Source organism: uncultured Dysosmobacter sp., assembly GCF_947631635.1.
In the GTDB taxonomy this organism is placed as follows: Bacteria; Bacillota; Clostridia; order Oscillospirales; family Oscillospiraceae; genus Oscillibacter.
The window spans coordinates 10,500-34,894 of record NZ_CANRMB010000032.1 but is presented as its reverse complement, the minus strand read 5'-3'; the positions used below and the strand labels follow the sequence as shown (position 1 = coordinate 34,894).

Annotated in this window: 27 protein-coding genes, 1 tRNA gene and 1 riboswitch; of the genes, 26 read left to right on the top strand and 2 right to left on the bottom strand. The window is 64.6% G+C overall.

What is annotated here, in order from left to right; genetic code table 11:
• Nucleotide 1 precedes the first annotated feature (1 nt).
• The 6 genes from Q0Z71_RS14180 to Q0Z71_RS14155 all read left to right on the top strand — a co-directional run bounded on the left by Q0Z71_RS14180 (nucleotide 2) and on the right by Q0Z71_RS14155 (nucleotide 4,403).
• The gene (locus tag Q0Z71_RS14180) at nucleotides 2–763 is read left to right on the top strand and encodes a permease prefix domain 1-containing protein (protein ID WP_298024166.1); all 762 of its coding nucleotides are present in this window, start codon (nucleotides 2–4) and stop codon (nucleotides 761–763) included.
• Nucleotides 760–1,452, top strand: a complete 693-nt coding sequence (locus tag Q0Z71_RS14175) for a hypothetical protein (protein WP_298024164.1) — start codon at nucleotides 760–762, stop codon at nucleotides 1,450–1,452. Before Q0Z71_RS14180 ends, Q0Z71_RS14175 begins: the two co-directional genes overlap by 4 nt.
• Nucleotides 1,415–2,215 carry a permease prefix domain 1-containing protein gene (locus tag Q0Z71_RS14170; RefSeq protein WP_298024161.1) on the top strand — a complete coding sequence of 267 codons (801 nt, stop codon included), beginning with the start codon at nucleotides 1,415–1,417 and terminating at the stop codon, nucleotides 2,213–2,215. The genes Q0Z71_RS14175 and Q0Z71_RS14170 overlap by 38 nt, the downstream gene beginning before the upstream one ends.
• Nucleotides 2,212–2,991, top strand: a complete 780-nt coding sequence (locus Q0Z71_RS14165) for a hypothetical protein (RefSeq protein ID WP_298024158.1) — start codon at nucleotides 2,212–2,214, stop codon at nucleotides 2,989–2,991. The genes Q0Z71_RS14170 and Q0Z71_RS14165 overlap by 4 nt, the downstream gene beginning before the upstream one ends.
• 139 nt (nucleotides 2,992–3,130) lie before the next feature.
• Nucleotides 3,131–3,811 (top strand): DNA/RNA nuclease SfsA, encoded by a 681-nt coding sequence (gene sfsA / locus Q0Z71_RS14160; RefSeq protein WP_298024155.1) that lies wholly within the window; start codon nucleotides 3,131–3,133, stop codon nucleotides 3,809–3,811.
• Nucleotides 3,812–3,830: 19 nt separating this feature from the next.
• On the top strand, nucleotides 3,831–4,403 hold the full coding sequence (locus Q0Z71_RS14155) for a manganese efflux pump MntP family protein (RefSeq protein ID WP_298024153.1): 573 nt from the start codon (nucleotides 3,831–3,833) through the stop codon (nucleotides 4,401–4,403).
• Nucleotides 4,404–4,515: 112 nt separating this feature from the next.
• Here the strand turns inward: Q0Z71_RS14155 and Q0Z71_RS14150 are convergent, their stop codons facing one another.
• Both Q0Z71_RS14150 and Q0Z71_RS14145 read right to left on the bottom strand, forming a co-directional pair.
• On the bottom strand, nucleotides 4,516–5,952 hold the full coding sequence (locus Q0Z71_RS14150) for an aldehyde dehydrogenase family protein (protein WP_298024150.1): 1,437 nt from the start codon (nucleotides 5,950–5,952) through the stop codon (nucleotides 4,516–4,518).
• Between the two features lie 207 nt (nucleotides 5,953–6,159).
• Nucleotides 6,160–6,235: transfer RNA gene (locus Q0Z71_RS14145), tRNA-Ala, on the bottom strand.
• 202 nt (nucleotides 6,236–6,437) lie between these two features.
• A riboswitch (cobalamin riboswitch) is annotated at nucleotides 6,438–6,670 on the top strand.
• A 156-nt stretch (nucleotides 6,671–6,826) separates the two neighbouring features.
• On the opposite strand from Q0Z71_RS14145, the gene Q0Z71_RS14140 reads away from it, so the two are divergent.
• From Q0Z71_RS14140 to cbiB, 20 genes are read left to right on the top strand one after another with little or no spacing between them, the layout of a single operon-like run.
• Complete coding sequence (locus tag Q0Z71_RS14140) at nucleotides 6,827–7,801, top strand: ABC transporter substrate-binding protein (RefSeq protein WP_298024146.1); 975 nt, start codon at nucleotides 6,827–6,829, stop codon at nucleotides 7,799–7,801.
• Entirely contained in the window at nucleotides 7,764–8,774 is a 1,011-nt protein-coding gene (locus Q0Z71_RS14135) for an iron ABC transporter permease (RefSeq protein WP_298024143.1), read from the top strand. The genes Q0Z71_RS14140 and Q0Z71_RS14135 overlap by 38 nt, the downstream gene beginning before the upstream one ends.
• Nucleotides 8,771–9,526 carry an ABC transporter ATP-binding protein gene (locus Q0Z71_RS14130; protein WP_298024140.1) on the top strand — a complete coding sequence of 252 codons (756 nt, stop codon included), beginning with the start codon at nucleotides 8,771–8,773 and terminating at the stop codon, nucleotides 9,524–9,526. The genes Q0Z71_RS14135 and Q0Z71_RS14130 overlap by 4 nt, the downstream gene beginning before the upstream one ends.
• Before the next feature lie 21 nt (nucleotides 9,527–9,547).
• Complete coding sequence (locus tag Q0Z71_RS14125; protein WP_298024136.1) at nucleotides 9,548–10,171, top strand: bifunctional precorrin-2 dehydrogenase/sirohydrochlorin ferrochelatase; 624 nt, start codon at nucleotides 9,548–9,550, stop codon at nucleotides 10,169–10,171.
• The gene (gene cobA, locus Q0Z71_RS14120; protein WP_298024133.1) at nucleotides 10,168–11,655 is read left to right on the top strand and encodes a uroporphyrinogen-III C-methyltransferase; all 1,488 of its coding nucleotides are present in this window, start codon (nucleotides 10,168–10,170) and stop codon (nucleotides 11,653–11,655) included. Before Q0Z71_RS14125 ends, cobA begins: the two co-directional genes overlap by 4 nt.
• Before the next feature lie 54 nt (nucleotides 11,656–11,709).
• Complete coding sequence (locus Q0Z71_RS14115; protein WP_298024130.1) at nucleotides 11,710–12,474, top strand: sirohydrochlorin cobaltochelatase; 765 nt, start codon at nucleotides 11,710–11,712, stop codon at nucleotides 12,472–12,474.
• Between the two features lie 18 nt (nucleotides 12,475–12,492).
• Nucleotides 12,493–13,629, top strand: coding sequence for a cobalt-precorrin-5B (C(1))-methyltransferase CbiD (gene cbiD / locus Q0Z71_RS14110; RefSeq protein ID WP_298024128.1), 1,137 nt, complete (start codon nucleotides 12,493–12,495; stop codon nucleotides 13,627–13,629).
• The gene (gene cobI, locus Q0Z71_RS14105) at nucleotides 13,626–14,318 is read left to right on the top strand and encodes a precorrin-2 C(20)-methyltransferase (protein WP_298024125.1); all 693 of its coding nucleotides are present in this window, start codon (nucleotides 13,626–13,628) and stop codon (nucleotides 14,316–14,318) included. Before cbiD ends, cobI begins: the two co-directional genes overlap by 4 nt.
• 6 nt (nucleotides 14,319–14,324) lie before the next feature.
• On the top strand, nucleotides 14,325–15,083 hold the full coding sequence (gene cobM / locus Q0Z71_RS14100; RefSeq protein ID WP_298024121.1) for a precorrin-4 C(11)-methyltransferase: 759 nt from the start codon (nucleotides 14,325–14,327) through the stop codon (nucleotides 15,081–15,083).
• A complete protein-coding gene (locus Q0Z71_RS14095; RefSeq protein ID WP_298024119.1) occupies nucleotides 15,080–16,096 on the top strand; it encodes a cobalt-precorrin 5A hydrolase in 1,017 nt (338 codons plus the stop codon). The genes cobM and Q0Z71_RS14095 overlap by 4 nt, the downstream gene beginning before the upstream one ends.
• Complete coding sequence (gene cobJ, locus Q0Z71_RS14090) at nucleotides 16,089–16,820, top strand: precorrin-3B C(17)-methyltransferase (protein ID WP_298024116.1); 732 nt, start codon at nucleotides 16,089–16,091, stop codon at nucleotides 16,818–16,820. Before Q0Z71_RS14095 ends, cobJ begins: the two co-directional genes overlap by 8 nt.
• A complete protein-coding gene (cobK, locus tag Q0Z71_RS14085; protein WP_298024113.1) occupies nucleotides 16,817–17,560 on the top strand; it encodes a precorrin-6A reductase in 744 nt (247 codons plus the stop codon). Before cobJ ends, cobK begins: the two co-directional genes overlap by 4 nt.
• A complete protein-coding gene (cbiE, locus tag Q0Z71_RS14080; protein WP_298024110.1) occupies nucleotides 17,551–18,768 on the top strand; it encodes a precorrin-6y C5,15-methyltransferase (decarboxylating) subunit CbiE in 1,218 nt (405 codons plus the stop codon). Before cobK ends, cbiE begins: the two co-directional genes overlap by 10 nt.
• Nucleotides 18,765–20,174: a cobyrinate a,c-diamide synthase gene (locus tag Q0Z71_RS14075; protein WP_298024107.1), complete on the top strand. Its 1,410-nt coding sequence runs from the start codon at nucleotides 18,765–18,767 to the stop codon at nucleotides 20,172–20,174. Before cbiE ends, Q0Z71_RS14075 begins: the two co-directional genes overlap by 4 nt.
• The gene (gene cobT, locus Q0Z71_RS14070) at nucleotides 20,137–21,204 is read left to right on the top strand and encodes a nicotinate-nucleotide--dimethylbenzimidazole phosphoribosyltransferase (RefSeq protein WP_298024103.1); all 1,068 of its coding nucleotides are present in this window, start codon (nucleotides 20,137–20,139) and stop codon (nucleotides 21,202–21,204) included. Before Q0Z71_RS14075 ends, cobT begins: the two co-directional genes overlap by 38 nt.
• Nucleotides 21,201–21,728, top strand: coding sequence for a bifunctional adenosylcobinamide kinase/adenosylcobinamide-phosphate guanylyltransferase (locus Q0Z71_RS14065; protein WP_298024100.1), 528 nt, complete (start codon nucleotides 21,201–21,203; stop codon nucleotides 21,726–21,728). Before cobT ends, Q0Z71_RS14065 begins: the two co-directional genes overlap by 4 nt.
• Nucleotides 21,728–22,504: an adenosylcobinamide-GDP ribazoletransferase gene (locus Q0Z71_RS14060; protein ID WP_298024097.1), complete on the top strand. Its 777-nt coding sequence runs from the start codon at nucleotides 21,728–21,730 to the stop codon at nucleotides 22,502–22,504. Before Q0Z71_RS14065 ends, Q0Z71_RS14060 begins: the two co-directional genes overlap by 1 nt.
• Nucleotides 22,501–22,836, top strand: a complete 336-nt coding sequence (locus tag Q0Z71_RS14055; RefSeq protein WP_298024094.1) for a bifunctional adenosylcobinamide kinase/adenosylcobinamide-phosphate guanylyltransferase — start codon at nucleotides 22,501–22,503, stop codon at nucleotides 22,834–22,836. Before Q0Z71_RS14060 ends, Q0Z71_RS14055 begins: the two co-directional genes overlap by 4 nt.
• Nucleotides 22,833–23,435: a histidine phosphatase family protein gene (locus Q0Z71_RS14050; protein ID WP_298024091.1), complete on the top strand. Its 603-nt coding sequence runs from the start codon at nucleotides 22,833–22,835 to the stop codon at nucleotides 23,433–23,435. Before Q0Z71_RS14055 ends, Q0Z71_RS14050 begins: the two co-directional genes overlap by 4 nt.
• Nucleotides 23,429–24,394, top strand: coding sequence for an adenosylcobinamide-phosphate synthase CbiB (gene cbiB / locus Q0Z71_RS14045; protein ID WP_298024088.1), 966 nt, complete (start codon nucleotides 23,429–23,431; stop codon nucleotides 24,392–24,394). Before Q0Z71_RS14050 ends, cbiB begins: the two co-directional genes overlap by 7 nt.
• Nucleotide 24,395 lies beyond the last annotated feature (1 nt).

The following is a 24,395-nucleotide window of genomic DNA, read 5'->3' as shown; positions in this document are numbered from 1 at the left end:
TATGCGGGAGGTAAAAGCGGATATCCGGCTGGACCCCGCGTGGCGGGGCTGGGTCCGGGAGGTGCTGGAGCAGGTGCGGTTCTGGCCAGACCACAAGGCGATCACGAAAGAGCTGACGGCCCATCTAGAGGACAGCAAGGCCGACCTGCTGCGGCTGGGCTATGACTGGGAGCTGGCGGAGGAGCGGGTCCTGCGGTCCATGGGGGACCCGGCGGAGGTGGGGCGGGCGCTGGACCGTGCCCACAGGCCCTGGCTGGGCTGGCTGTGGCAGGTGAGCCGGTGGCTGGCGGTGCTGGCGGCGGCATGGGCGCTGATGGCCGTTCTTTCAAACGGCGGACTGCCGGACGTGGGGAAATGGATCCGGCCGCATTCCCAGTGGGATGAGTTCTACCGCTATGAGGATACCGTGGATTTCCCGCCGCCCTTTCAGGCGGGGGCATACACCATGACCGTGGAGCACGCGCATTTTGATGGGGACACGCTGTATGTGGAGATGATAGCCCAGACGCCGAAATTCTGGCTGGGTGCTCCGGTGCTCCATGGCTGTCTGGAAGCGGTGGACAGCAATGGCCTGCGGTATGCAGACGGGGGCGCGCCCCAGCGGCTCTATGGAGGCAGCAGCACCCAGGGACATGTCCGCAGCACCCTGTCCATCGGCGTGTATCGCATTGTGGGCGCCCCGGAGTGGATCGAGATCCGCCACAGGACCGCCGGATGGTCTTTCCGGCTGGAACTGCCCGGAAGAGAGGAGGAAGCACCATGAAGCTGCCGCGGATTTTGCCCCGGCTGAGCCGGAAACAGAGGATCGCGCGGAACCTGCTGGCCGCGGTCCTGCTGGCGCTTCTGGTCTGGGCCGTCCATGATTTCCGGGCGCCGGCAGCCGATACCGCCCTCCGCTGGCGGGCGGAGGAATACGGACTGCCCGCGCCGGAGGCGCTACACCGTACCGCGTGGGAGAACGCCCGGCGGGACGTGGTGTTTCGGGCTGGCGCGTTTTACGGGACGGCCGTCGAATACCGGTATGGCTGGATGGACTATGCTGTGTCCGAATTCCAACTGGCGGAGCCGGAGGGAGCGGTGGTATTTCTCCAGGAGAAGAGGAGCCGCGATCCGGAGGCGGTCTACGTCTATGCGGACCTGCCGAATGACGCGCGGGCGGTATGCGCGCTGCGTCTGCGTGAGATTGCCAACGGCCGGGCGTTTGACGAGACCTATACCATGGAGGCGGAACCCAATGAGCACGGGCTTTACCGCTTTGCCCTGGAGCGGAAATACCCGGAGGGAAACCTGAAAGATGACGAAGCGTTGGTTTTTTGGGTGTTCCAGAGCACAGCCGACGGCGCGGGAGACCCGGATTTTATCAGCGATGTCAAGGTGACCTTTTTTGACGCGGCCGGGAGGGAAGTACATACCTATGAAAAAGAACTTTGGAATCTTCAAAGGGAAGAATAAAACCTCCGCGCCCCGGGAGAATCAGGCATGGCGAAACTGGTGCGAGGCGGTCTTGGCCCAGGTCCGCTTTCAGCCGGACCACCCGGCCATCCGGCAGGAGCTGATGGCCCATTTGGAGGACAGCTGCGCCGACCTGGAGCGCCTGGGCTACGACCGGGACCTGGCGGAACAGCGGGCGCTGGGCGCCATGGGCAGCGCCTCTCTGGTGGGCAGCGCCATGGATCGGGCCCACCATCCCCTCTGGGGCTGGCTGTGGCAGGCCACCCGCATCCTGGTCCTGGCGCTGGCGGCAGCGGCGGTGGTGACCGCCTTTGTGGTGGAGGTCATGCCGGAGATGGTGCGGCAAACTGTCAGTGAGCTGCAGTGGGAGGCGCCGCCTGAGGCGGCGGAAAGGGTGGAGCTGAAACACGCCACTGTGTACGCCGCCCCGGGAGAGGTCTGGAAGGAGGACGGCCATGTGAAGGCGGAGATCCTGCTGTGGGTCAGGCAGCGGGACCCGCTGGCGGCGGGGTCATGGCCGCCGACCAGCTGGTTTACCTACCGGGACAGCCAGGGGGAGTTGAGCGCCTACCGGCGGCAGGCCGAGGACGACGCTATGCCGGAGAGCCGGTATTGGGAGTGCAAATGGGCGGGGCCGGGCGGCTGGACACGGTTCCGTGAGACCCTGGAACTGACGCTGGACGCGCCGCCGGAGTGGGTGGAGATCAGCTATCCCGCCGATGGAGAGTGGACCCTGCGGGTGGATTGGGGGAGTGAGGCATGAGACGGATCCGACTGAACCGAAAACAGAAGATCGTCCGCAATCTGCTGGTGTGCATAGTGCTTGGGCTGGTGGTGTACACCATGCTGGGCTTCCCTCCCTACACGGTGCAGGGGATGCTGGAGCGGATGGAGCGGAAGTATCTGCTGCCGGACCTGGAGCCGATCCTGGCGGATCGGGTGGAACGCAAATATTCCACAGGGTGGTTTCATGAGATCGATTACGACACCTATCTGCTGGCCAAGACGGCGGATGACACCTATATTTTCACCATGTACCGGCGCAATTTCCTGCGGGTGCGGGCAGATTACGGCAGAAATCCAAAAATCGGCCGGGGCACCCTCTGCACGGCCTGGGACGGCACGCTGTATGTGGCAGGGCCGTTCCGGGATGCGGCGGCGGCCACCGCCCAGGTGACGGCCCAAAGGACGACCCAGTATATCACCTCGGCCACAGGGGCCAGAGAGACCGTCAAGGGGGAGACCCGCACGTTCACCTTCCAGGGGGAAAAGCAGGGGGATGACCTGTTCGCCTTCCGATACCGGGCGGAGGATCACCGGCCAAACGGGTTCGGGGAGGTACCAGATGAGGAATGCGATCTGGAAAACGCGGCGTACCAGTGGTATAGGGGCTATATCGTCGATCTGGAGGAGTGGAGAGGATACAGTGTGCTCCATGCGGACCTTCCGGTGCATGTGACGCTGTACGGTGAGGACGGCGCGGTGCTGGACACCCTGGACCTGACGGTGGACACCTATGAGCTGCACTTCCATCATTGAGATCTGGAAAGCGCGCGGTCTCGGGAGATACCGCGCGCTTTCTTGGTAAATTATGACAAAAAAACCATGGGAAAATTGGTATACGCGATATGCCGGTACGTGCTATAATAAAAAAATCACACACTGGGGAGGAACAGAGATGCATTACAACGCGGTCATCTCCGGCCGCTTTCTGGACCGGCCGAACCGCTTCATCGCCCATGTGGAGACCGCGGCGGGCGTGGAGACGGTCCATGTGAAGAATACCGGCCGGTGCCGGGAGCTGCTGGTCCCCGGCGCTACAGTCTATCTGGCACGGGGGACGAATCCCGCCCGAAAGACCGCATATGATTTGATTGCGGTGGAAAAGGGAGCGCGGCTCATCAACATGGACGCCCAGGCGCCCAATCAGGTCTTTGCGGAGTGGGCGGCGTCCGGCGGCTTCCTGCCGGATGTGACGGCGGTGCGGCGCGAATATGTCTACGGGGACTCCCGGCTGGACTTCTGCCTGGAGACGCCAAAGGGCCTCCATCTGGTGGAGGTCAAGGGCGTCACGCTGGAGGAGGGCGGCGCGGCCCGTTTCCCGGACGCCCCCACGGAGCGGGGCGTGAAGCACATCCGGGAATTGCAGCGGGCGGCGTCAGCCGGACTGGACGCCACGTTGTTTTTTGTGGTGCAGATGGAGGACATCCGCAGCGTGGCCCCCAACGACGGGACCCATCCCGCCTTCGGCGCCGCCCTGCGGGAGGCTGCGGCCAACGGGGTGAACGTGCGGGCCTGCGACTGTGCCGTGACGCCGGAGAGCCTTGTCATCCGCCAGAGCGTGCCGGTGATCCTGTGAGAGCGATAGGAGTGGAAGTATGAGTTTTGCGGAGCTGTTTCTCATCGGCGTGGGATTGTCCATGGACGCCTTTGCCGTGGCCATCTGTCAGGGACTTTGCATGCCGAAGCTGAATTGGCGTCATGCCGCCGTCATCGCGCTGTTCTTCGGCGGCTTTCAGGCGCTGATGCCCTTTGCGGGGTGGCTGCTGGGATCCCAGTTCGCCGGATACATACAGAGCATCGACCACTGGGTGGCTTTTGGGCTGCTGCTGCTGATCGGCGGCAATATGGTGCGGGAGGCCCTGTCTCCGGAAGAGGAGGAAGTGGCCTGCGCCGTCAGCGCGAAGCTGGATTACAAGCAGCTCCTTTTGATGGCGATAGCCACCAGCATCGACGCTCTGGCGGTGGGCGTGACCTTTGCGTTTTTGGAGGTCTCCATCGTGCCCGCTATCTCCATCATTGGGTGCATCACCTTCTGCCTCTCCATGGTGGGCGTGGCCGTGGGCAACTTCTTCGGCGCCCGGTATAAGAGGCGGGCGGAGCTGTCCGGCGGCATCATCCTGATCCTGCTGGGCGCGAAGATATTGCTGGAACACCTGGGGATCCTGTGAGGCCGCCGCAGACCGGCGCCCGCCGGACAGCGTTCCGGCAGACGCACAGGTGTATCGACATAAAAAAGCTCCCGGCGGAATTCCCGCCGGGAGCTTTTTTGATGCAGGTGGATCACCAGGTCCCCTTGCCCTGGAAGGTGAGCCATTTCAGCTCTGTGTATTCATCCATGGAATACCGGCCGCCCTCCCGGCCCATACCGCTCTCCTTCACGCCGCCGGAGGGAGCCGTGGTGGCGCTGAGATAGGTCATGTCGTTGATGTGCACCATGCCGGCCTGGATCTTCATGCCCAGCTCCATGGCCAGGTCCAGGTCATGGGTCAGCACCGCCGCTGACAGGCCGAACTGGTTGTCATTGCACTTGGCCAGGGCATCTGCGGCGTCTGCCACCGGCACGATGCTGGTGACAGGGGCAAAGCTCTCCTCATAATAGATGCGCATGTCCTCCGTCACATCCCGCAGGACCGTGGGCTGGAAGAAGGGACCTTCATACCCGCCGCCGGTGAGGAGCCTGGCCCCTTTTGCCAAAGCGTCGTCCACCTGCCCCTTCACGAAAGGACAGTGGGCCGCGTCGATCAGCGGTCCGATAGAGACCGCCGGGTCCGTGGGATCGCCCACTTTGAGGGCGCTGGCCGCGACGGCCATTTTCTCGCAGAAGGACTCATACAGCGGGGCCTCCACCAGGATGCGGGAGGTAGCCATGCACAGTTGGCCCTGGTTGCTGAAAGCGCCGCTGGCGGCGATGCTCACGGCTTCGTCCACATCGTAGTCTTTCAGAACGATCAAGGGATTCTTGCCGCCAAGCTCCAGCGCCACACGCTTGAGATCTTTGGCGGCGGCCGCGGCGATGGCGTGACCGGCCTTGCCGCCGCCGGTGAAGGACACCATACGGACCCGGCTGTCCTGAGCCAGCGCCGCGCTGATGGATTCATCCGCCACCGGCAGCACATTGAGAACGCCCTTGGGCAGACCCGCCTGGGTCAGGACCTCTCCCAGCAGCAGATTGATCACCGGGGTGTGGGGAGAGGGCTTGAGCAGGAAGGCGTTTCCCGCCGCGATGGCATAGGCCAGTTTTTTCACGGACAGGATCAGGGGATAGTTGAAGGGAACGATACCCAGAATGACGCCCAGAGGCTGCCGGACCACCAGAGAGATCTGACCGGGCTTTGTGGGAGGCATATGCTCCGTGCTGTGACGGCGGCACTCTCCCGCGGCCACACGGAACACGCCGGCGGAACCTAAAAATTCACCTCTGGCAATGGACTGGGGCTTGCCGCCCTCCCGGACCAGCAGGTCCATGAATTCATCCATCCGGGATTCCAGAATGTCCGCTGCCCGGAGGAGCACCCGTTCCCGCTGGTCGGCGGGAGTGCTGGCCCAGCCGGGAAAGGCGGCTTGGGCCGAGGCCAGCGCCCGCTCCGCATCCCCCGGACCGCCGCGGTGTACGGAACAAAGCGGTTTCCCGGTGGCGGGTTCCAGATCGTCTCGGACGCAGCCGTCGCTCTGCGGTGTCCAGGCGCCATCGATATACAGCAGATAGTCTTTTTTCATAGCGGTCCTCCTATTCGGCAGTCAAATCGCCGGTCAAAGCAGCAGAGGGATCTTCGAGTGTGTTTATATGGAGTATATCTGTTTTTCCACCCAAAATCAAGCAAGAGCATCATGGGGCTGCCTGAGCGAATAGCGGACGGCCCATGATGCCCATTGGAAGCAAATAAAGAAAAAAAGCCTGAAATCAAAAGATTTCAGGCTTTTTCTTGGTGGAGATAAGCGGGATCGAACCGCTGACCTCTTGACTGCCAGTCAAGCGCTCTCCCAGCTGAGCTATACCCCCGAACCGGAACAGTTGACAGTATAACAGGAAGTAACGGAATTGTCAACACTAAAATTCAATCAACGACAAATTTTTTCAGCTGGTATTTGAAAAGGGTTTGGCAGTATGGAGCCGCATATGCATTTTTAAAAGAGCAGGGAGATTGACTCTGCTATGCAGATATGCTAAAATATCACTAAAACCAAGGGTCTAAAGACCGATCGATGGTTAAATAGCACGGAGTGACTCTGCATCTCCCGAAGATGCAGAGATGAGGGAATTCGGTGAGAATCCGAGACGTGCCGGCACTGTATGCGTAAGGCTTCCCTAAGCGCTCACAGAGCGTTGAACGCGAGTTCGCCATTGGAGGGATCTCTGAGAAGGTGGGGAGAGGCCGGCGGAGCGGCAGGCTCCGCAGCGCGAGTCAGGAGACCTATTTCGTGGGAAAAGAGCAGGACCGCAGGAATGGTGCTGCTTGGTTTGTTGCGGGAATATCGGCCGCGGCAGTCATTGAGACCGCCGCGGCTATTATGTTTTATATGGAAAATATTAGAAATTAGACTCCCGATATACGGAAGGAACTTCCGGGAGACAGAAGGGAAAAGAAGTGAAATGAAAAAAATGGGAACGACCCTGATGTGCTGTGTCCTGGTGTGCCTGCTGGCGGCCTGCGGCGGGAAGCCCGCCGCAGAGGCGGAGATCCAGGCACTGGAGCAAGACGGACAGGCGGAAAATACGGAGATGGTCTCCTTTACAGACGACCTGGGACGGGAGGTCACGCTTGCGGCTCCAGAGCGGGCAGCGGCGCTGATCGGCAGCTTCGCGGATGTCTGGTGCCTGGCTGGCGGCTGGGACACGCTGGTGGCTGCGGCCAACGACAGCTGGACACAGTTTGACCTGGACCTGCCGGATACAGTGGCGAATCTCGGAGAGGTCAAGGAACCGAATTTGGAACAGCTGCTGGCGGCGGAGCCGGACTTCGTCATCGGCAGCGCCAAGACCGCTGCCGATGTGGAGCTGATGGATGTGCTGGAACAGGCGGGGATCCCGGTGGCCTATTTTGAGGTCAGCTCCTTTGAGGACTATCTGAACATGCTGGGGATCTGCACGCAGCTCACGGGCTGTTCAGAGAACTACCGGCAGTACGGCACAGAGGTGCAGGCGCAGATCGAGCAGGCAAAGGACCGGGCGCCGGAAGAGGGACCCAGCGTGCTGTATATCCGGGCCACAGGCTCCAGCTGCAAGGTAAAAAACAGCGAGGGCACGGTGTTGGGCGAGATGCTGGCGGAGCTGGGCTGCGTCAACATCGCGGACAGCGAGACCGGACTGCTGGAAAATCTCAGCATGGAGACCATCCTGGCCACGGACCCGGCGTATATTTTCGTGGTGCTCCAGGGCTCTGACACGGCAAAGGCGGAAGCGACGCTGGAACAGACGCTGCTCTCCAATCCCGCATGGAGCGAGCTGACCGCGGTGCGGGAGGGCAGATACTACACGATGGACCAGCGGCTGTACAATGTAAAGCCCAACGCACGGTGGGGAGAAGCTTATGAAAAACTGGCGGACATCCTCTATCCCGCGGCATAAACCCGGCACAACGGCCGCTGTTCTGGCGGGACTCGTTTTGCTGGTGGCGGTCCTGAACCTCTGCCTGGGCGCGGAGACGATCCCGCTGGGGACCGTGGGCCGGGTCCTGGCGGGGCAGGAGCACGGCACAGTGGCGTTCCGGATCATCCGCTATGTGCGGATGCCCCGGACCTGCGCCTGCCTGCTGACCGGCGCCGCCCTGGCGGCCTCGGGGGCGATCATCCAGGGGGTGCTGTCCAATGCCCTGGCGGCGCCCAGCACCATCGGCGTCAACGCAGGCGCCGGACTGCTGGTGGCGGTCTGCTGCGCCGTTGCGCCCTCCTCAGTGGCGCTGGTCCCCTATGCGGCGCTGCTGGGCGGCTTTTTAGGCGTGAGTCTGGTGCTGTTCATCGCGGAACGGACCGGGGCGTCCAAGATCACATTGGTGCTGGCGGGTGTGGCGATCTCCAGTATTTTCAGTGCGGGCATCGACGCGGTCATCACCTTCGTGCCGGACGCGTTGAACGGGTATTCTGATTTTCGGATCGGCGGCTTTTCCGGCATGTCCATGACCAGGATCAAACCGGCGCTCTGGCCCATCGTTTTGAGCTTCACGGCGGCGCTCTCCCTGCATAATGAGATGGACGTTTTGATGCTGGGGACGGAGCAGGCCCAGAGCCTGGGGGTATCCGCCAAAAGACTCCGCCTCCTGGTGCTGGCGCTGGCTGCGGTGATGGCCGGAGCGGCGGTGAGCATCTCAGGCCTGGTCGGATTTGTGGGCCTGATCGCGCCGCATATCATGCGGCGGCTGGTAGGGGAGGACAGCGGCCCGCTGCTGGTGACCTCCGCTCTGGGGGGCGCGGCCCTGCTGGGGGGATGCGACCTGCTGGCCCGGATGCTGTTCGCCCCCTTTGAGCTGCCGGTGGGCATCGTTATGGCGCTGGTGGGCGGCCCCTTCTTTATCTGGCTGCTGCAAAGGAGGGGGCACACATGATCGAACTCAAGGACCTCGGCGCGGGCTATGGCGGCCATGCGGTGCTTCACGGGATATCCATGGCGTTCCCGCCCGGACAGGTGACGGTCCTTCTGGGACCGAACGGCTGCGGCAAGAGCACATTGGTCAAGGCGGCGCTGGGGCTGTTGCCGGACCGGACGGGCGACGTGCTGTTCGACGGCATCAGCATCGACCGCCTGACCGTGCGGCAGATCGCCCAAAAGGCGGCGTATATGGCACAGGCCCGTAATATTCCGAGCATCACAGCCCGGCGAATGGTGCTCCATGGCCGGTTCCCCTATCTGGGCTATCCCCGGCGCTACCGGCCGGAGGATCGCGAGATGGCCCGGCAGGCGCTGGCCTGGGCGGATGCGGAGGACCTGGCCGACCGGCCCATGTCGGAGCTCAGCGGCGGCCAGCGGCAGAAGGTCTATTTGGCCATGGCGCTGGCGCAGGACACGGAGACCATTTTCATGGATGAGCCGACCACCTACCTGGACGTCAAACATCAGATGGAGGTCATGTCCGTCTCCCGCCGGCTGGCAGAGCTGGGACGGGCTGTGGTCCTGGTCCTGCACGACCTGTCCCTGGCACTGCGGGAGGCGGATCAGCTGGCTGTGCTGGAGGAGGGGATGCTGCGCCGGACCGGGACCGCGGAGGAGATCTTTTCCAGCGGCGTGCTGGACCGGGTATTCGGCGTGACGGTAAAGCGCATTTGGACGGAGCACGGCTGGCAGTATTACTATGTGTGAGAACGGATCGAGGGGGACGCTATGGGATATTTTCCCTTCTTTGTGGAGCTGTCTGAGAAACAGGGGCTGATCGTGGGCGGCGGGACCGTCGCTCTGCGCAAGGTCCAAAAGCTGCTGCCATACGGCCCGCGGCTGGCTGTGGCGGCGCCGGAGCTCCATGGGGAGCTCCGCACGATCTGCGGATTGGAGCTGCGGGAGAGGCCGTTTGTGCCGGAGGACCTGGAGGGCTGCGACTTTGTGATCGCCGCCACGGATGACCACGCGCTGAATCACCGGATCGCGGCGCTGTGCCGGGAGCGGGGGATTTTGGTCAATGTGGCGGACTGCAAGGAGGACTGCACGTTTTTGTTTCCGGCGCTGGTCAAGCGCGGGGACCTGTCTGTGGGCATCTCCACCAGCGGAGCGGGCCCCACGGCAGCCATCTATTTCAAGGAGCGGATCGCGGATCTTCTGCCGGAGCGCTTGGAGGAGATCCTGGCGTATTTGGAGGCGGCCCGGGAGACGGTGAAGGACCAGATCCCGGAGGAGAGCCGCCGCAGGCAGCTGCTGAGAGAACTCTTTGACGAGTGCATGCGGGCAGGCGGACCGCTGCCCGGCACAGCCCTGCCGGAAAAACTGCAGGCTGCACAGGAGGTACACGGATGAAAGAAAAAAAGGGCTGCGTCTATCTGGTCGGCGCCGGCTGCGGCGCGGCGGACCTGATCACGGTGCGGGGCCTGCGGCTGCTGCAGCAGTGTGACGTTGTGGTCTATGACGATCTGATCGACATGGAGCTGCTGGCAGCGGCGCCGCCGGCGGCGGAGCGGATCTATATGGGGAAGCGGTGCGGGAAGCACTCCGCGCCCCAGGGAGAGATCTCCGGTGTTTTGGTGGAAAAAGCCGGAGAGGGTAAAACCGTAGTCCGGCTGAAGGGGGGAGACCCCTTTGTATTCGGCCGGGGCGGTGAGGAGATCCAGGCCCTGCGGGCCGCAGGGATCCCCTGTGAAGAGGTGCCGGGCATCTCGTCCGCCATCGCCATCCCGGCCGCCGCTGGCATTCCGGTGACACACCGGAGCGTCAGCCGGAGCTTTCATGTCATCACGGGACATACAGCGGCGTCAAGCGGACTGCCGGAGGATCTGGAGCATCTGGCAGCCCTGCATGGGACCTTGGTGTTCCTGATGGGATTGAGCCATCTGGAGCAGATCACCAAAGGCCTTTTACAGGCGGGAAAGGCGCCGGAGACCCCGGCGGCGGTGGTGTCCGGCGGCAACGCGGCGCACCCGGCCACTGTCCGGGCTGCGCTGCAGGACCTGCCGGAGCGCGCACGGCAGGCGGGCGTGCAGCCTCCCGCCGTGATCGTGGTGGGCGAAGCGGCGGCGCTGGACCTCTCTGCGACCCTGGAGCGGCCCCTGCGGCATGTGCGGATCGGCCTGACGGGGACCAGCGCGGTGACCTCTAAGCTGAAGAGCGCCCTGCGGGAATATGGGGCGGAGGTCTGGACCGTGGAGGAATCCCTGGTGGAGGAGCTGCCTGTGGCTGAAAGCCTTTCAGGCCTCTGCGGCAAAAACCGCTGGCTGGTGTTTACCAGCAGCAATGGCGTCAGAAGCTTTTTCCGCCGCCTGCGGGAGGAGCGCATGGACCTGCGCCGCCTTCACGGCTGCAAATTCGCCGTGATCGGCGCCTCCACGGGGAAGCTGCTGGAGCAGCATGGAATATCCCCGGACCTCTGTCCAGAGGTCTATACCAGTGAGGGCCTTGCCTGGGCGCTGGCGGAACAGGTGAAAGCGGGGGAGGAGGTAGTCCTGCTCCGCTCCCGGGAGGGGGCGGCGGTCCTGCCCCAGATCCTGCGGGAACACGATATCCCCGTGCGGGAGATCCCGCTGTATACTCTGCGGAGCGAGCCGCGGACAGCGGAGGCCGCCCGCGGCGTGCTGGACACGCTGGACTATCTGACCTTTTCCAGCGCCAGCGGCGTGGAGCTGTTCTGCGCCGCCCACGGAGAGATCCCGCCGCAGGCGGTCTGTGTGTGCATCGGAGAGGTGACGGCACGGGCGCTGGCAAAGCGCTGTGACCGGCCGTTCCTGACAGCGGATACCATCTCCGCCGAGGGGATCGTGGATGCGATCTTAAAGCACCGGGCTATATAAACCATGAGGTGTTTTTCGGTTGGTGATCCATGGAAGAACAGAAGAGGTGAGAGCATGAAAAAAGCGATCCTATGCGTTAGCTTTGGGACCAGTGTGGACGCCGCGAGAGCGGGCATCACGGCGGTGGAGAACACCCTGCGGTCTCTGGCGCCTGACCGCCTGTTCGTTCGGGCGTTCACAAGCTCCATTATCCGCCGCATCCTCGCGGAGCGGGGAGAGACAGTGCCAAGCGTTCCGGAGGCACTGGAGGGCCTTTGGAGCCAGGGGATACGGGAGGTGCTGGTGCAGCCGACCCACATCCTCTATGGCCATGAATACGACAAGATCCGAGCGGAGGCGGAGCCATGGCGGAAGCGCTTTGACAGTCTGGTGATCGGCAGGCCGCTGCTGGCGGATACCGAGGATATCCAGGCGCTGGCGGCGGCGATGTCCAGGACCTATCCGCCCTGTGCGGATGAGACGCTGGTCCTGTTCGGCCACGGAACAGACCACTTTGCCAATGCGGTGTATCCGGCGCTGCAGACAGCGTTTTGGCTGACCGGCAGAGCGGATGTTTTGGTGGGGACCGTGGAGGGCTGGCCCTCCTACGAGGACGTGTCCCGCCAGATCCAGGCCGGTGGAAGGAAGCGCGTCCATCTGGTGCCGCTGATGCTGGTGGCCGGAGACCACGCCATGAACGACATGGCGGGGGCGGAGAGCGGCAGCTGGGCGTCCCGCCTGACGGCGGAGGGCTGCACGGTGCGGTGCACAGTTGAGGGCCTGGGAGCGGTCCCGGCAGTGCAGGCACTGTACCGGGCGCATTTGGAAAGCATTCTGTAAAAGAAAGGTGGGTGCGTCATGGCTTTTGAATACTACATCCGAAGCGGCCAGCGAAAGCTGCGCTGCGGCTATACAACAGGGACCTGCGCGGCGCTGGCGGCGGCGGGAGCCGCACGCCTGCTGCTGACCGGAGAGGCCCCGGAACGGATGTGCCTGATGACACCCAAGGGCATTCTGGTGGAGGTGGAGCCGCAGTCCTGCGCAATGGCCGGGGACACCGCCCGCTGCGCCGTGGTCAAGGATGGCGGCGACGACGCGGATGTGACCCACGGTCATCTGGTCTGCGCATCCGTCGCCCGGACCGCCGCCGGCATCACCATTGACGGCGGCACCGGTGTCGGCAGGGTGACCAGGCCCGGTCTGGACCAGCCGGTGGGGGCGGCGGCCATCAACCACGTTCCCCGGCAGATGATCGCGGCGGCTGTGGGCGAGGTCTGCGGAGAGACCGGATACAGCGAAGGACTGTCCGTGGTGATCTCCGTTCCCGGCGGGGAAGAGCTGGCCCGGCGGACCTTCAATCCCATGCTGGGGATCGAGGGGGGCATCTCCATCCTGGGGACTTCCGGCATCGTGGAGCCCATGAGCGAGCAGGCGATCGTGGATACCATCGCGGTGGAGGAGCATCAGGCGGCGTTTTCCGGCTCTAAGCATCTGCTGCTGACACCGGGAAATTACGGCATGGATTTTCTGCGGGAGAATGGGTTGGACGCACAGGGAGTCCCCTGTGTGAAATGCTCCAATTTCTTGGGAGAGGCCCTGGATATCGCGGTGGTAGAGGGCTTCCAAAGCGTTCTTCTGGTGGGGCATATCGGCAAGCTGGTGAAGCTGGCCGGCGGCGTGATGAACACCCACTCCAAATGGGCGGACTGCCGGGTGGAGCTGTTCTGTGCCCACACGGCGGTCTGCGGCGGCGGGACAGACCTGTGCCGCCGGCTGATGGAGGCGGCCACCACAGATGCGTGTATCGCGGAGCTGGACGCGGCGGGCCTGCGGGAAGCGGTGATGGAGAGCCTGCTGGCGGCGATCCAGCGGCACCTGGAATACCGGGCGGCAGGCGCGTTTACCGTCGGAGCGGTTGCATTTTCCAATGAATACGGATTACTGGGAAAAACAGAGACAGTTGAGGAGATCATGGAGCAATGGAAGCAGAGATGAAAAAAGGAGTTTTTTACGGCGTCGGCATTGGCCCCGGAGACCCGGAGCTGCTGACGGTGAAGGCGATCCGGCTCCTGGAGCGGTGCCCGGTCATTGCGGCGCCCCAGACGAAGAGCGGGGAGATGCTGGCGCTGGACATCGCGTCCCGTGCGGTGGACCTCCAGGGAAAGACCGTGGTTCCGCTGCATTTTGTCATGGAGCGTGACCCGGAAAGGCTGCGAAAGTCCCATCTGGCCGCGGCGGAGGCGGTGGAAGCGTATTTGGTCCAGGGACAGGATGTGGCGATGCTGAATCTGGGCGACGTCTCGATCTACGCCACCTATTCCTATTTGATGGAGATCTTGCGGGAACGGGGATACGAGACGGCCATGATCCCCGGCGTTCCCAGCTTCTGCGCGGTGGCGGCCTGCTTGAACGTGAGCCTGACGGAGATGAACAGCACGTTGCATATCGCGCCCGGCAGCGCGGCGCTGAAGGAGACGCTGGACCTGCCGGGGATCAAGATCCTGATGAAATCGGGCCGTCAGATGCCGGCCGTTTTGGCGGCGCTGGCGGAGCGGAATGCCCTTGAGAGAAGTATGCTGGTCCAAAACTGCGGACTTCCGGGCGAGCGGGTCTATCCGGACCTGTCCCGGGAGGCGCCCACTGAGGGAATGGGTTATTTTGCCACAGTGATCGTAAAGGAGTGAGAGAACATGGTACATTTTGTCGGCGCCGGACCCGGCGCGCCGGACCTGATCACCCTGCGGGGCGCGGAGCTGCTGAAGCAGGCGGATGTGATCATCTACGCCGGAAGCCTGGTGAACCCGGCGCTTCTGGAAATGGCAAAGCAGGACTGCCGCGTCTACAACAGCGCGACCATGACGCTGGAGGAGGTCCTTGCCGTGATGGAGCAGGCGGAGGCGGCGGGCGAGACCACCGTCCGCCTGCACACCGGGGACCCCTGTGTCTACGGCGCCATTCGGGAGCAGATGGACGCCCTGGACGCCCGCGGGATCGCCTATGACGATACGCCGGGAGTCTCCAGCTTCTGCGGCGCGGCGGCGGCCCTGTGCGCAGAATACACCCTGCCGGGCGTCAGCCAGAGCGTGATCATCACCCGACTGGCGGGCCGGACGCCGGTGCCGGAGGCGGAGAGTTTGTCCGCCATGGCCGGGCACGGGACCTCCATGGTCATTTTCCTGTCCAGCGGGATGCTGGCACAGGTCCAGCAGGAGCTTTTGAAGGGCGGCGCCTACACGGAGCAGACGCCTGCCGCCCTGGTATACAAGGCCACCTGGCCGGAGGAAAAAACGGTGCGCTGTACGGTTGGCACACTGGCCCAGGCGGGCGAGCAGGCGGGCATCCGCAAGACGGCTCTGGTGCTGGTGGGGGATTTCCTGGATTCCCCCTATGAAAAGAGCAAGCTGTATGACCCGGCGTTCACCACGGAATACCGGGAGGGCCGCAAATGAGTGCCCCGGGAGGCGGCCCTGCATTTTTGGCCTTTTCAGAAAAGGGGGCAGCGCTGGCGGAGCGTCTGCGCCGCGCTTTGGGAGGCACCGTGACCTGTACCCGCACTGTACAGGGATTTTCCTTGTCGGAGTGGACGGAGAGGGCGTTTTTCACAAATAGCTCCCTGGTATTTGTGGGCGCCGTGGGCATCGCCGTCCGGGCCATAGCCCCCTATCTGAAAGGCAAGGCGGTGGACCCGGCGGTGGTGGCTGTGGATGAATGCGGCCGGTTCGCCGTGCCGGTGGTGTCCGGCCATCTGGGCGGGGCCAACGATCTGGCCCGGGCGATCGCGGCGGCCTGCGGCGCAGTGGCCGTCATCACCACGGCGACGGACGCCAACGGCCTGTTCGCCGTGGACGAGTGGGCGAAGCGGCAGAACTGCGCGGTGACGGACCCCCATGGGATCAAAGGAGTCTCCGCCAAAATATTGGCGGGGGAGACCGTTATGGTCCGCTCCGCCTGGTCCATAGAGGGAACGCCGCCGGAGCGGATCCGCCTGACAGATGGAAGGGAATGGGATGTCTGCGTCGATGTCCGCCGCCGGCAGGGCAGCGGCCTCTGTCTGGCACCCAGGGCATTGGTCTTGGGCGTCGGCTGCCGCCGGGGAACCTCCCAGGCGGCGCTGGAGTCGGCTTTTGCGGATCTCTGTGAGAGCTTGGAGCTGTGGCCGGAGTCCGTCTGCGGTGCGGCTACCATCGACCTAAAATCGGACGAAAGCGGGCTGCTGGCCTTCTGCGAGGCCCACGGCTGGCCCATCCGTTTTTATTCCGCCGGGGAGCTGCGGCAGGCGGAGGGCGTTTTCACCGCCTCTGCCTTCGTGGAACAGCGGACCGGCGTGGACAACGTCTGTGAGCGCAGCGCGGTATTGGCGGCGGGGGGACCGCTGCTTGAGAGAAAACACGCGGGCGGAGGCATCACCATGGCATTGGCCTGGAGGCCCTTCCGCCTGGATTGGAGATGGCAGGATGCGTAAAGTTTATGTGGTGGGGCTGGGGCCCGGCGGCAGCCGGTATTTGACAGAGGAGGCCCGGGCGGCGCTGGCGGCGGCGGACGTTCTGTGCGGATACACCGTGTATGTGGACCTGGTGGCCCCGCTGTATCCGGAGAAGGAGACCTATACGACGCCCATGACGCGGGAGATCGACCGCTGCCGCTGGGCGCTGGAGACCGCCCGGAGCGGCCGGACAGTGGCCATGGTATGCAGCGGCGACGCGGGGGTCTACGGCATGGCCAGCCCGGTGCTGGAGCTGTCCCAGGACTATCCGGAGGTGGAGGTGGAGGTCGTGGCTGGGATCACGGCGGCGCTCTCCGGCGGCGCGGTCCTGGGCGCGCCGCTGGGACATGACTTCTGCGTGATCTCCCTGTCGGACCTGCTGACGCCCTGGGAGGTCATCGAAAAGCGGTTGGAATGCGCGGCGGCGGGGGATTTTGCCGTCTGCCTGTACAATCCCTGCTCTAAAAAACGGAAGGACCACCTGCGGCGGGCCTGTGAGATCCTGCTGCGCACCCGGAGCGGCGACACGGTCTGCGGCTGGGTGAAAAACATCGGCAGAGAGGAACAATGCTGTAAGGTATTGACACTTTCCGAGCTGCCGGAGGAAGAACTGGATATGTTCACCACCGTATTTATCGGCTCCTCCCAGACAAAAGACCTGGCGGACCGCATGGTGACGCCCAGAGGATACAAAAAAGCATGAAGATCCTGATTTTCAGCGGGACCACCGAGGGACGGACCCTTTCCCACCTGCTGGCGGAAAAAGGCGCGGAGGTGACGGTCTGCGTTGCCACGGAGTACGGCCGGGAGGAGCAGGGGACTGCGGAGAATATCACAGTCCTGACAGGCCGCAGAACGCCGGAGGAAAAGCTGGCGCTTCTGCGGGACTGCGACCTGTGTGTGGACGCCACCCATCCCTACGCCGTGGAGGTGACGAAGAGCGTCCGGGAGGCCTGCGCCGCAGCGGGCGTGCCGTACCGCCGCCTGCTGCGCGGCGGAGGCGGCGGAGATGACGGCGCTGTTGTGGTGGAGAGCGCGGCGGAGGCGGCGGAATTCCTGTCCCAAAAGACAGGGAAGATCCTGCTCACCACCGGGGCGAAGGAGCTGAAAGCATTTGCGGGCCTGGAGCCGTCCCGGCTGTTTCCCCGGGTCCTGCCCACCCATGAGAGTATTGCCGCCTGTGAGGCGGCGGGGATTCCCCACCGCAACATCCTGGCGATGCAGGGGCCCTTTTCCCAGGAGCTGAACGAGGCGCTGATCCGGCAATGCGGCATCTCCGTCCTTGTGACAAAAGATGGTGGAAAGGCTGGGGGCTTTACAGAAAAGGTCCTTGCGGCCAGAAGCACAGGGACCCAACTGGTCCTGATCCGCCGCCCGGAGGAGCGCGGCGAGTCCTTTGAAGAGATCGTAACGAGCTGTGAGGAGTTGATGAAATGCTTGTAACACTGGCCGGCCTTGGCTGCGGTACGGCGGCCACCGTCACTGCCGAGGCGCGGGAGGCCATGCTCCAGGCGGACTGCCTGATCGGCGCGGAACGGCTGCTGGCATCCCTGCCGGAGACATGCACGAAGCGGCGCCTTCCGGCCACCAGACCCCAGGAGATCTTTGACCTTCTGGGGAAGGTGGGGAGCCAGCGCCCCTGCGTGGTATACAGCGGCGACACCGGCTTTTATTCAGGCACCCGGGGCCTGCTGCCGCTGTTGGAGGCCAGCGGCATGGCATACCGGGTGCTGCCCGGCATTTCCAGTGTGCAGATGCTGGCGGCGCGGCTGGGCCGTCCCTGGCAGGACTGGGCGCTGTATTCCGCCCACGGTACGGACTGCGACCCGGTGACGGCTGTGTCCCAGGGAAGGCCCGCGTTTTTCCTGACCGGCGGGAGCCTTGGTCCCGATGGCCTCTGCCGCCGTCTGGCGGACGCGGGGCTGGGAGAGCTGCCGGTAACGGTGGGAGAGAATCTCTCCTATGGCCAGGAGCGCATTTCCCGGGGAACGGCGGCGGAACTGGCAAAACAGAGCTTTGCGCCCCTCTCCGTGCTGCTGGCGGAACCGGCGCCGGAGCCCTTTCCAAAGCGGACCTCCGGCATCGCGGACGCGTGCTTCCAGCGGGGAACGGTCCCCATGACCAAGCAGGAGGTGCGGGCGGCGGCGCTGGGGAAGCTGGCGGTCCGGCCCACGGATATCGTGTGGGATGTGGGCGCCGGCACCGGCAGCGTCTCCGTGGAGCTGGCGTTGGCGGCGGACCGGGGCCGCGCCTATGCCGTCGAGTGCCAGGAGGAGGCCTTGGAGCTGATCCGGACCAACCGGGAGCGCTTCGGCGCGTGGAATTTGACGCCGGTTCCCGGCAGAGCGCCGGAGGCACTGGAGGCCCTGCCTGCGCCGGACGCCGTTTTTATCGGCGGGACCAAGGGCGGCATGGAGCCTATCGTGGACATTGCTCTGAAAAAGAACCCCAATGCCCGCATCTGTATTTCCGCCATCGCCTTGGAGACCCTGACAGCTGCCGTCACAGCGCTGACCGCCCGCGGACTGGAGGCGGAGGTGACCCAGATCAGCGTCAGCCGGACAAGGGCGGCGGGGGCGCTGCACCTGCTGATGGCGAATAATCCGGTCTTTTTGATCACCGGGCGCCGGACGGAGGGAACAGAGACATGATCCGGATGCTGCTGGCGGCTCCCGCCTCCGGAAGCGGAAAGACCGCCGTGACCTGCGCCCTGCTGGCGGCGCTGCAAAAGCGGGGCCTGGCGCCCTGCGCCTTCAAGTGCGGCCCGGACTATATCGACCCCATGTTTCACCGGGCGGTGCTGGGGGTGGAGAGCCGCAATCTGGACCTCTTTCTCTCTGATGAAGAGACCCTTCGGAATTTGTTTGCCCGGGCATCGGCGGGCCACGGCGCGGCGGTGTGCGAGGGCGTCATGGGCTTTTACGACGGTGTGGGCGGCGTCACGGACCGGGCCAGCGCCTGGCATGTGGCCCGCACGCTGGACCTTCCTGTGATCCTGGTGGTCCGGGCGAAGGGGGCCAGCCTGACATTGGCCGCGCAGATCAGGGGCCTGCGGGACTTTCGGGAGCACAGTGGCATCGCGGGCGTGATCCTGAACGACTGTTCCCCGATGCTGTGCCGCAGCCTCGCGCCGATGCTGGAACAGGAGACCGGGCTCCCCGTGTTGGGGTGCCTGCCCCATCTGGAACAGGCGGAGATCGAGAGCCGCCATCTGGGCCTGTATACCGCATCGGAGATCCGGGACCTGACGGAGCGGATCGACCTGCTGGCCCGGGAGCTGGAGGCGCATGTGGATGTGGACGCGCTGCTGGCGCTGTGCCGGAGCGGAACAGCGGACACACTTGCCGGACCGCCGCCGGATATCCCGCGGGGGAAAAACGCGGTCCGCATCGCGGTGGCCCGGGACGAGGCCTTCTGCTTTACCTATGCGGAGAGCCTGGAGACACTGGCGATGGCCGGGGCGGAGCTTGCCGCGTTCAGCCCCCTGCGGGACAGGGCCCTGCCGGACGGCGCCTGCGGCCTATATCTGCCGGGCGGCTATCCGGAGCTTTACGCAAAGGCGCTGTCCGCCAATGGAGAGATGCGGCAGGCGGTCAAAGCGGCTGTGAGCCGGGGGATGCCGACGGTGGCTGAGTGCGGCGGATTTTTGTATCTGGGCCAGGCGCTGGGGGATGAAAAGGATGTCCGCTGGCCTATGGCAGAGGTCCTCCCGGGGGAGGGCTTTCCCGCCGGAAAGCTGGTGCGGTTCGGCTATAGCACCCTGCGGGCCAAAGGGGACAGCCTGCTGTTTCGGGCGGGCGAGGAGATCCCGGCCCATGAGTTCCACTATTGGGACAGCACGGAGAACGGCAGCGGCCTGCAAGTGGAAAAGCCGGTGTCCGGGCGGTCCTGGACCTGCGGATTTATGACAGAGACCCTATACGCGGCCTTTCCGCACCTCTATTTTGCGGGGAGCCCCCAACTGGCGGAGCGGTTTGTACGCGCCGCGGAGCGCTACAGAGAAAACGAGGAAAAAGACGATGGAACTGAAAGCACTGCTCACACAGATCGGACCTGAAGACACGGAGGCGCGGAAAAGGGCGCACCAGCACTGGTGCGACTGCGCCAAGCCCCTTGGGGGACTGGGCCTGCTGGAAACGGTCCTGGAGGATATCGCGGCCCTGACAGGCAGCGCGGAGATCGACATCAGCCGCCGGGCGGTGCTGGTCCTGTGCGCAGACAACGGCGTGGTGGCCCAGGGGGTGACACAGACGTCCAGCGCTGTGACGGCCGTTGTGGCAAAGAGCCTGCCTGCTGGCCGTACATCCGTGTGCCGCATGGCAAACGTGGCGGACTGCCGGGTGGTCCCGGTGGACATGGGAATTCTGGACTTCCCGGAGACGGCGGGGGTCCTGTCCCGGCGGATCGGGAACGGCACCGCTGACATGACACTGGGGCCGGCCATGTCCCGGAGCCAGGCGGAGGCGGCGGTCCTTACCGGCGTGGAACTGGTGCGGGAGCAGAAGGAACAGGGGATCCGCCTTCTGGCCACCGGCGAGATGGGGATCGGCAACACCACCAGCTCCAGCGCCGTGGCCAGCGTCCTGCTGAACTGCCCGGTGGAGCAGGTGACCGGACGGGGGGCCGGACTGTCCGACGAGGGGCTGCAGCGGAAGATCCGGGCGATCCGGCGGGCGGTGGAGGTCAACCGTCCGGACCGGGCGGACGTTCTGGATGTGCTGGGAAAGGTCGGCGGGTTCGACATCGGGGGCATGTGCGGCATGTTTCTGGGCGGCGCGCTGTACGGCGTACCGGTCCTGATCGACGGCTTCATCAGTTCCGTGGCGGCCCTGTGCGCCCAGCGGCTCTGCCCCCAGGCGGGGAAGGCCATGTTTGCCAGCCACGTTTCAGCGGAACCCGCAGGGAGATTGGTCCTGGATGCACTGGGGAAAACGCCGCTGATCACCGCCGGGATGCACCTGGGCGAGGGGACCGGCGCGGTGGCGGCGATCCCGCTGCTGGACATGGCCTGCGCGGTCTACCGGGAGACATACAGCTTTGCGGAATGCGGCATTGAGGCGTACCAGCCCCAGGGGGACGGCGCATGATGACGCTGGTCGTGGGCGGCTCCGCCAGCGGAAAGAGCGAATACGCCGAGGGACTGATCCTGTCCGCCGCAGGCTGGCCCAGAGTCTATATTGCCACCATGCAGCCCTTTGACGAAGAGTGCTTCCGGCGCATCGAAAAGCACCGGCTCATGCGGGCCGGCAAGTCCTTTGAGACGGTGGAGTGCTATACCGGTCTGGCCTCCGTGACGATGCCGGAGAACAGTGCGGTGCTGCTGGAATGCATGAGCAATCTGTGCGCCAACGAGATGTACAGCCCCCAGGGAAGCGGGGAAAACGCCCAAAAGGCGGTTTTGGAGGGCGTGGAACGCCTGCGCCGCCAGTGCAGGGATCTGGTGATCGTGTCGAATGAGGTTTTTTCCGGCGGGAGCCGCTACCAGGGAGATACCCTGCGCTATTTGGAACTGCTGGGCCGGGTGAACTGCGCCCTGGCTGCCATGGCGGACAATGTCTGCGAGGTGGTATACGGCGTTCCGGTCTATTACAAGGGAGGAGAACCCAACTGATGCTGCTGTTTGAGACCATTGCCGTGGCGTTTGCCATGTTTTCCGCGGTGCCGCTGCCCCAGCCGGAGTGGAACCAGCGGAACATGCGCTATATGCTGTGTGCGTTCCCACTGGTGGGCCTGGTAAATGCCCTTGGCTGGTGGGCCTGGGCCGCGCTCTGCCAGGCGCTGCGCTTTCCACTTTTGTTACAGGCGGCGGGACTGTGCCTGATCCCTGTGGCGGTGACGGGCGGCATCCATCTGGACGGCTACGCGGATACCAGCGACGCCCTGGCCAGCTATGCCCCGCCGGAGCAGCGGCAGGAGATCCTGAAGGACCCCCGCTGCGGCGCCTTTGCGGTCATCCGGACATGCGCCTACTTTGTGGGGAGCTTTGCCCTGTGCGGCGCACTGACGCTGGACCGGCGGGCGCTGTGCTGCATGAGCCTGGCCTTTGTCTTTTCCCGCGCCCTTTCGGGTTTTGCGGTGGCGGCTTTCCCGCTGGCAAAGAATACGGGCCTGGCCCACACCTTCGCCACGGCAGCGGATAGGGTGCGTGTCCGCTGGATCTTAGGCGCCCTTGTGCTGCTGGCCGCCGGAGCGCTGTGCTTCTGCGGCGGGCCTGTGGGGGCGGCGATGGTCCTGGCGGCAGGGGGGGTGTTTGGATACTACATCCATACGGCCAAGCGGAAGTTCGGCGGCATCTCCGGCGATCTGGCGGGCTGGTTTTTACAGAAGGCGGAGTTTTGGATGCTGGCGGCGCTTGTGCTGTGCCAGTATGGGGAGGCAGTGCTATGATCTTGATCGTTGGGCCGCTGTGCAGCGGAAAAAAGGCGGCGGCCATGCAGCTCCTGCACTGTGATGAACAGGAATTGTCCCGCCGCGCGGTATGGGATGTCCAGGAGCTGGCCGCAAAAAGCGGAGACCTCCCGGCGCTGGCCGGAGAGCTGGCCCGCTATGAGGCCGTCATTGCCACAGAGGTCGGCGGCGGCGTGGTGCCCGCGGATGCGGAGGAGCGGGCGGCCCGGGAGGCGGCGGGACGGCTGTGCTGTCTGCTGGCCCGGCGGGCGGACGCGGTGGTCCGGGTGTTCTGCGGCATCCCGGTGGTCATCAAGGGGGAACTCTCATGAAGATCTATCTTCTGCGCCATGGGCGGACCGCTTACAATGCGGAGCACCGCTACCAGGGGCACCGGGATATCCCCCTGTCCGGCGAGGGGGAGGCGGAGCTGGTCCAGGCGGATTTCTCCCCGCAGGTGGTCTATGTGTCCCCCCTGCGGCGGGCACGGCGCACGGCGGAATGCCTGTTTCCCGCCGCCCGCCAGTCTGTGGTGGAGGCCTTGATCGAGATGGATTTCGGTGCCTTTGAAGGACGGAATTATCTGGAGATGGAGGACGACCCGGAGTACCGTGCCTGGGTGGACGGCGGCTGCAATGGCCGCTGTCCCGGCGGCGAGGACCGGCCGGAGTTCTGCCGGCGGGTATGCGCGGCGTTTGAGGAACTGGTGGAACAGGCCGCGGCCCCCCAAGAGCTGGTCGTCGTGGCCCATGGCGGCGTATTGATGGCGCTGATGGAGCGGTTCGCCCTGCCGGAGCGGGGCTATTTTGACTGGGAGGCGCCCAACGGCGGCGGCTATGTGCTGGATTGGGACGCCGGGCTCTGGCAGTCCTCCCGGAAGCTCCGGCTGCTGGAACGTGTGCGGTATACGAAAGGCGGCGTCTCATGCTGATTCTCTGGGCCGCGGTCTGCGGCTTCCTGCTGGACCTTTTGCTGGGGGACCCTGCATGGCTTATCCATCCGGTGGTCCTGATGGGAAAGCTGATCAACTGGGTGGAAAAAACTCTGCGCCCCCGGTTTTCCCAGACATCCGCCGGGGAATTTCGGGCAGGCGTCTGCCTTGCGGTCCTTCTGCCCGCCGCAGCGCTGGCGGTCACAGGGGGAGGCTGCGCCCTGGCGTTCTGGCTGCACCCCGCGGCGGGCTTTGCCCTGCAGACCCTGTGGTGCTGGCAGGCACTGGCCATGAAGGGCTTGGCGGCGGAGAGCCGGAACGTCTGCGGGGCCCTGCAGAGCGGCAGCCTTCCTGCGGCCCGGAAGGCCGTCGCCAGGATCGTCGGCAGAGACACGGAGCGGCTGAGTGCGGAAGGGGTGGCAAAGGCGGCCATTGAGACGGTGGCGGAGAATTTTTCCGACGGCGTGGCGGCCCCGATGCTGTATATGTTTCTGGGCGGCGCACCCCTGGCGATGGTGTACAAATCCATCAACACCATGGACAGCATGGTGGGGTATCAGAACCAGCGCTATCTGTATTTCGGCCGCGCGGCGGCAAAGCTGGACGACGCGGTGAACTTTCTGCCCTCCCGGATCGCCGCCTGCTTCTGGATCGCCGCCGCGGCGCTGACGGGCCAGGACGGGAGGGGGGCCTTCCGCATGTGGCGGCGGGACGCCCGGTGCCACGCCAGCCCCAACTCCGCCCAGACGGAATCCGCCTGCGCCGGGGCGCTGGGGGTCCAGCTGGCGGGACCGGCCTGGTATTTTGGAGAGCTGTATGAAAAACCCACCATCGGGGACCCCACGCGGCCTGTGGTGCCGGAGGACATCCTGCTGGCGAACCGGATGCTGTACGCCGCCGGAACACTGCTGCTGGTTGCCTGCGCGGCGGTGCGGTATCTGGCGGTATGTCTGATTTGAG

Bases quoted from the DNA above. Each gene is read 5' to 3' on its own strand.
- Q0Z71_RS14180 (WP_298024166.1), top strand. From the start codon at position 2: ATGCGGGAGGTAAAAGCGGATATCCGGCTGGACCCCGCGTGGCGGGGC.
- Q0Z71_RS14175 (WP_298024164.1), top strand. From the start codon at position 760: ATGAAGCTGCCGCGGATTTTGCCCCGGCTGAGCCGGAAACAGAGGATC.
- Q0Z71_RS14170 (WP_298024161.1), top strand. From the start codon at position 1,415: ATGAAAAAGAACTTTGGAATCTTCAAAGGGAAGAATAAAACCTCCGCG.
- Q0Z71_RS14165 (WP_298024158.1), top strand. From the start codon at position 2,212: ATGAGACGGATCCGACTGAACCGAAAACAGAAGATCGTCCGCAATCTG.
- sfsA (WP_298024155.1), top strand. From the start codon at position 3,131: ATGCATTACAACGCGGTCATCTCCGGCCGCTTTCTGGACCGGCCGAAC.
- Q0Z71_RS14155 (WP_298024153.1), top strand. From the start codon at position 3,831: ATGAGTTTTGCGGAGCTGTTTCTCATCGGCGTGGGATTGTCCATGGAC.
- Q0Z71_RS14150 (WP_298024150.1), bottom strand. From the start codon at position 5,952: ATGAAAAAAGACTATCTGCTGTATATCGATGGCGCCTGGACACCGCAG.
- Q0Z71_RS14140 (WP_298024146.1), top strand. From the start codon at position 6,827: ATGAAAAAAATGGGAACGACCCTGATGTGCTGTGTCCTGGTGTGCCTG.
- Q0Z71_RS14135 (WP_298024143.1), top strand. From the start codon at position 7,764: ATGAAAAACTGGCGGACATCCTCTATCCCGCGGCATAAACCCGGCACA.
- Q0Z71_RS14130 (WP_298024140.1), top strand. From the start codon at position 8,771: ATGATCGAACTCAAGGACCTCGGCGCGGGCTATGGCGGCCATGCGGTG.
- Q0Z71_RS14125 (WP_298024136.1), top strand. From the start codon at position 9,548: ATGGGATATTTTCCCTTCTTTGTGGAGCTGTCTGAGAAACAGGGGCTG.
- cobA (WP_298024133.1), top strand. From the start codon at position 10,168: ATGAAAGAAAAAAAGGGCTGCGTCTATCTGGTCGGCGCCGGCTGCGGC.
- Q0Z71_RS14115 (WP_298024130.1), top strand. From the start codon at position 11,710: ATGAAAAAAGCGATCCTATGCGTTAGCTTTGGGACCAGTGTGGACGCC.
- cbiD (WP_298024128.1), top strand. From the start codon at position 12,493: ATGGCTTTTGAATACTACATCCGAAGCGGCCAGCGAAAGCTGCGCTGC.
- cobI (WP_298024125.1), top strand. From the start codon at position 13,626: ATGAAAAAAGGAGTTTTTTACGGCGTCGGCATTGGCCCCGGAGACCCG.
- cobM (WP_298024121.1), top strand. From the start codon at position 14,325: ATGGTACATTTTGTCGGCGCCGGACCCGGCGCGCCGGACCTGATCACC.
- Q0Z71_RS14095 (WP_298024119.1), top strand. From the start codon at position 15,080: ATGAGTGCCCCGGGAGGCGGCCCTGCATTTTTGGCCTTTTCAGAAAAG.
- cobJ (WP_298024116.1), top strand. From the start codon at position 16,089: ATGCGTAAAGTTTATGTGGTGGGGCTGGGGCCCGGCGGCAGCCGGTAT.
- cobK (WP_298024113.1), top strand. From the start codon at position 16,817: ATGAAGATCCTGATTTTCAGCGGGACCACCGAGGGACGGACCCTTTCC.
- cbiE (WP_298024110.1), top strand. From the start codon at position 17,551: ATGCTTGTAACACTGGCCGGCCTTGGCTGCGGTACGGCGGCCACCGTC.
- Q0Z71_RS14075 (WP_298024107.1), top strand. From the start codon at position 18,765: ATGATCCGGATGCTGCTGGCGGCTCCCGCCTCCGGAAGCGGAAAGACC.
- cobT (WP_298024103.1), top strand. From the start codon at position 20,137: ATGGAACTGAAAGCACTGCTCACACAGATCGGACCTGAAGACACGGAG.
- Q0Z71_RS14065 (WP_298024100.1), top strand. From the start codon at position 21,201: ATGATGACGCTGGTCGTGGGCGGCTCCGCCAGCGGAAAGAGCGAATAC.
- Q0Z71_RS14060 (WP_298024097.1), top strand. From the start codon at position 21,728: ATGCTGCTGTTTGAGACCATTGCCGTGGCGTTTGCCATGTTTTCCGCG.
- Q0Z71_RS14055 (WP_298024094.1), top strand. From the start codon at position 22,501: ATGATCTTGATCGTTGGGCCGCTGTGCAGCGGAAAAAAGGCGGCGGCC.
- Q0Z71_RS14050 (WP_298024091.1), top strand. From the start codon at position 22,833: ATGAAGATCTATCTTCTGCGCCATGGGCGGACCGCTTACAATGCGGAG.
- cbiB (WP_298024088.1), top strand. From the start codon at position 23,429: ATGCTGATTCTCTGGGCCGCGGTCTGCGGCTTCCTGCTGGACCTTTTG.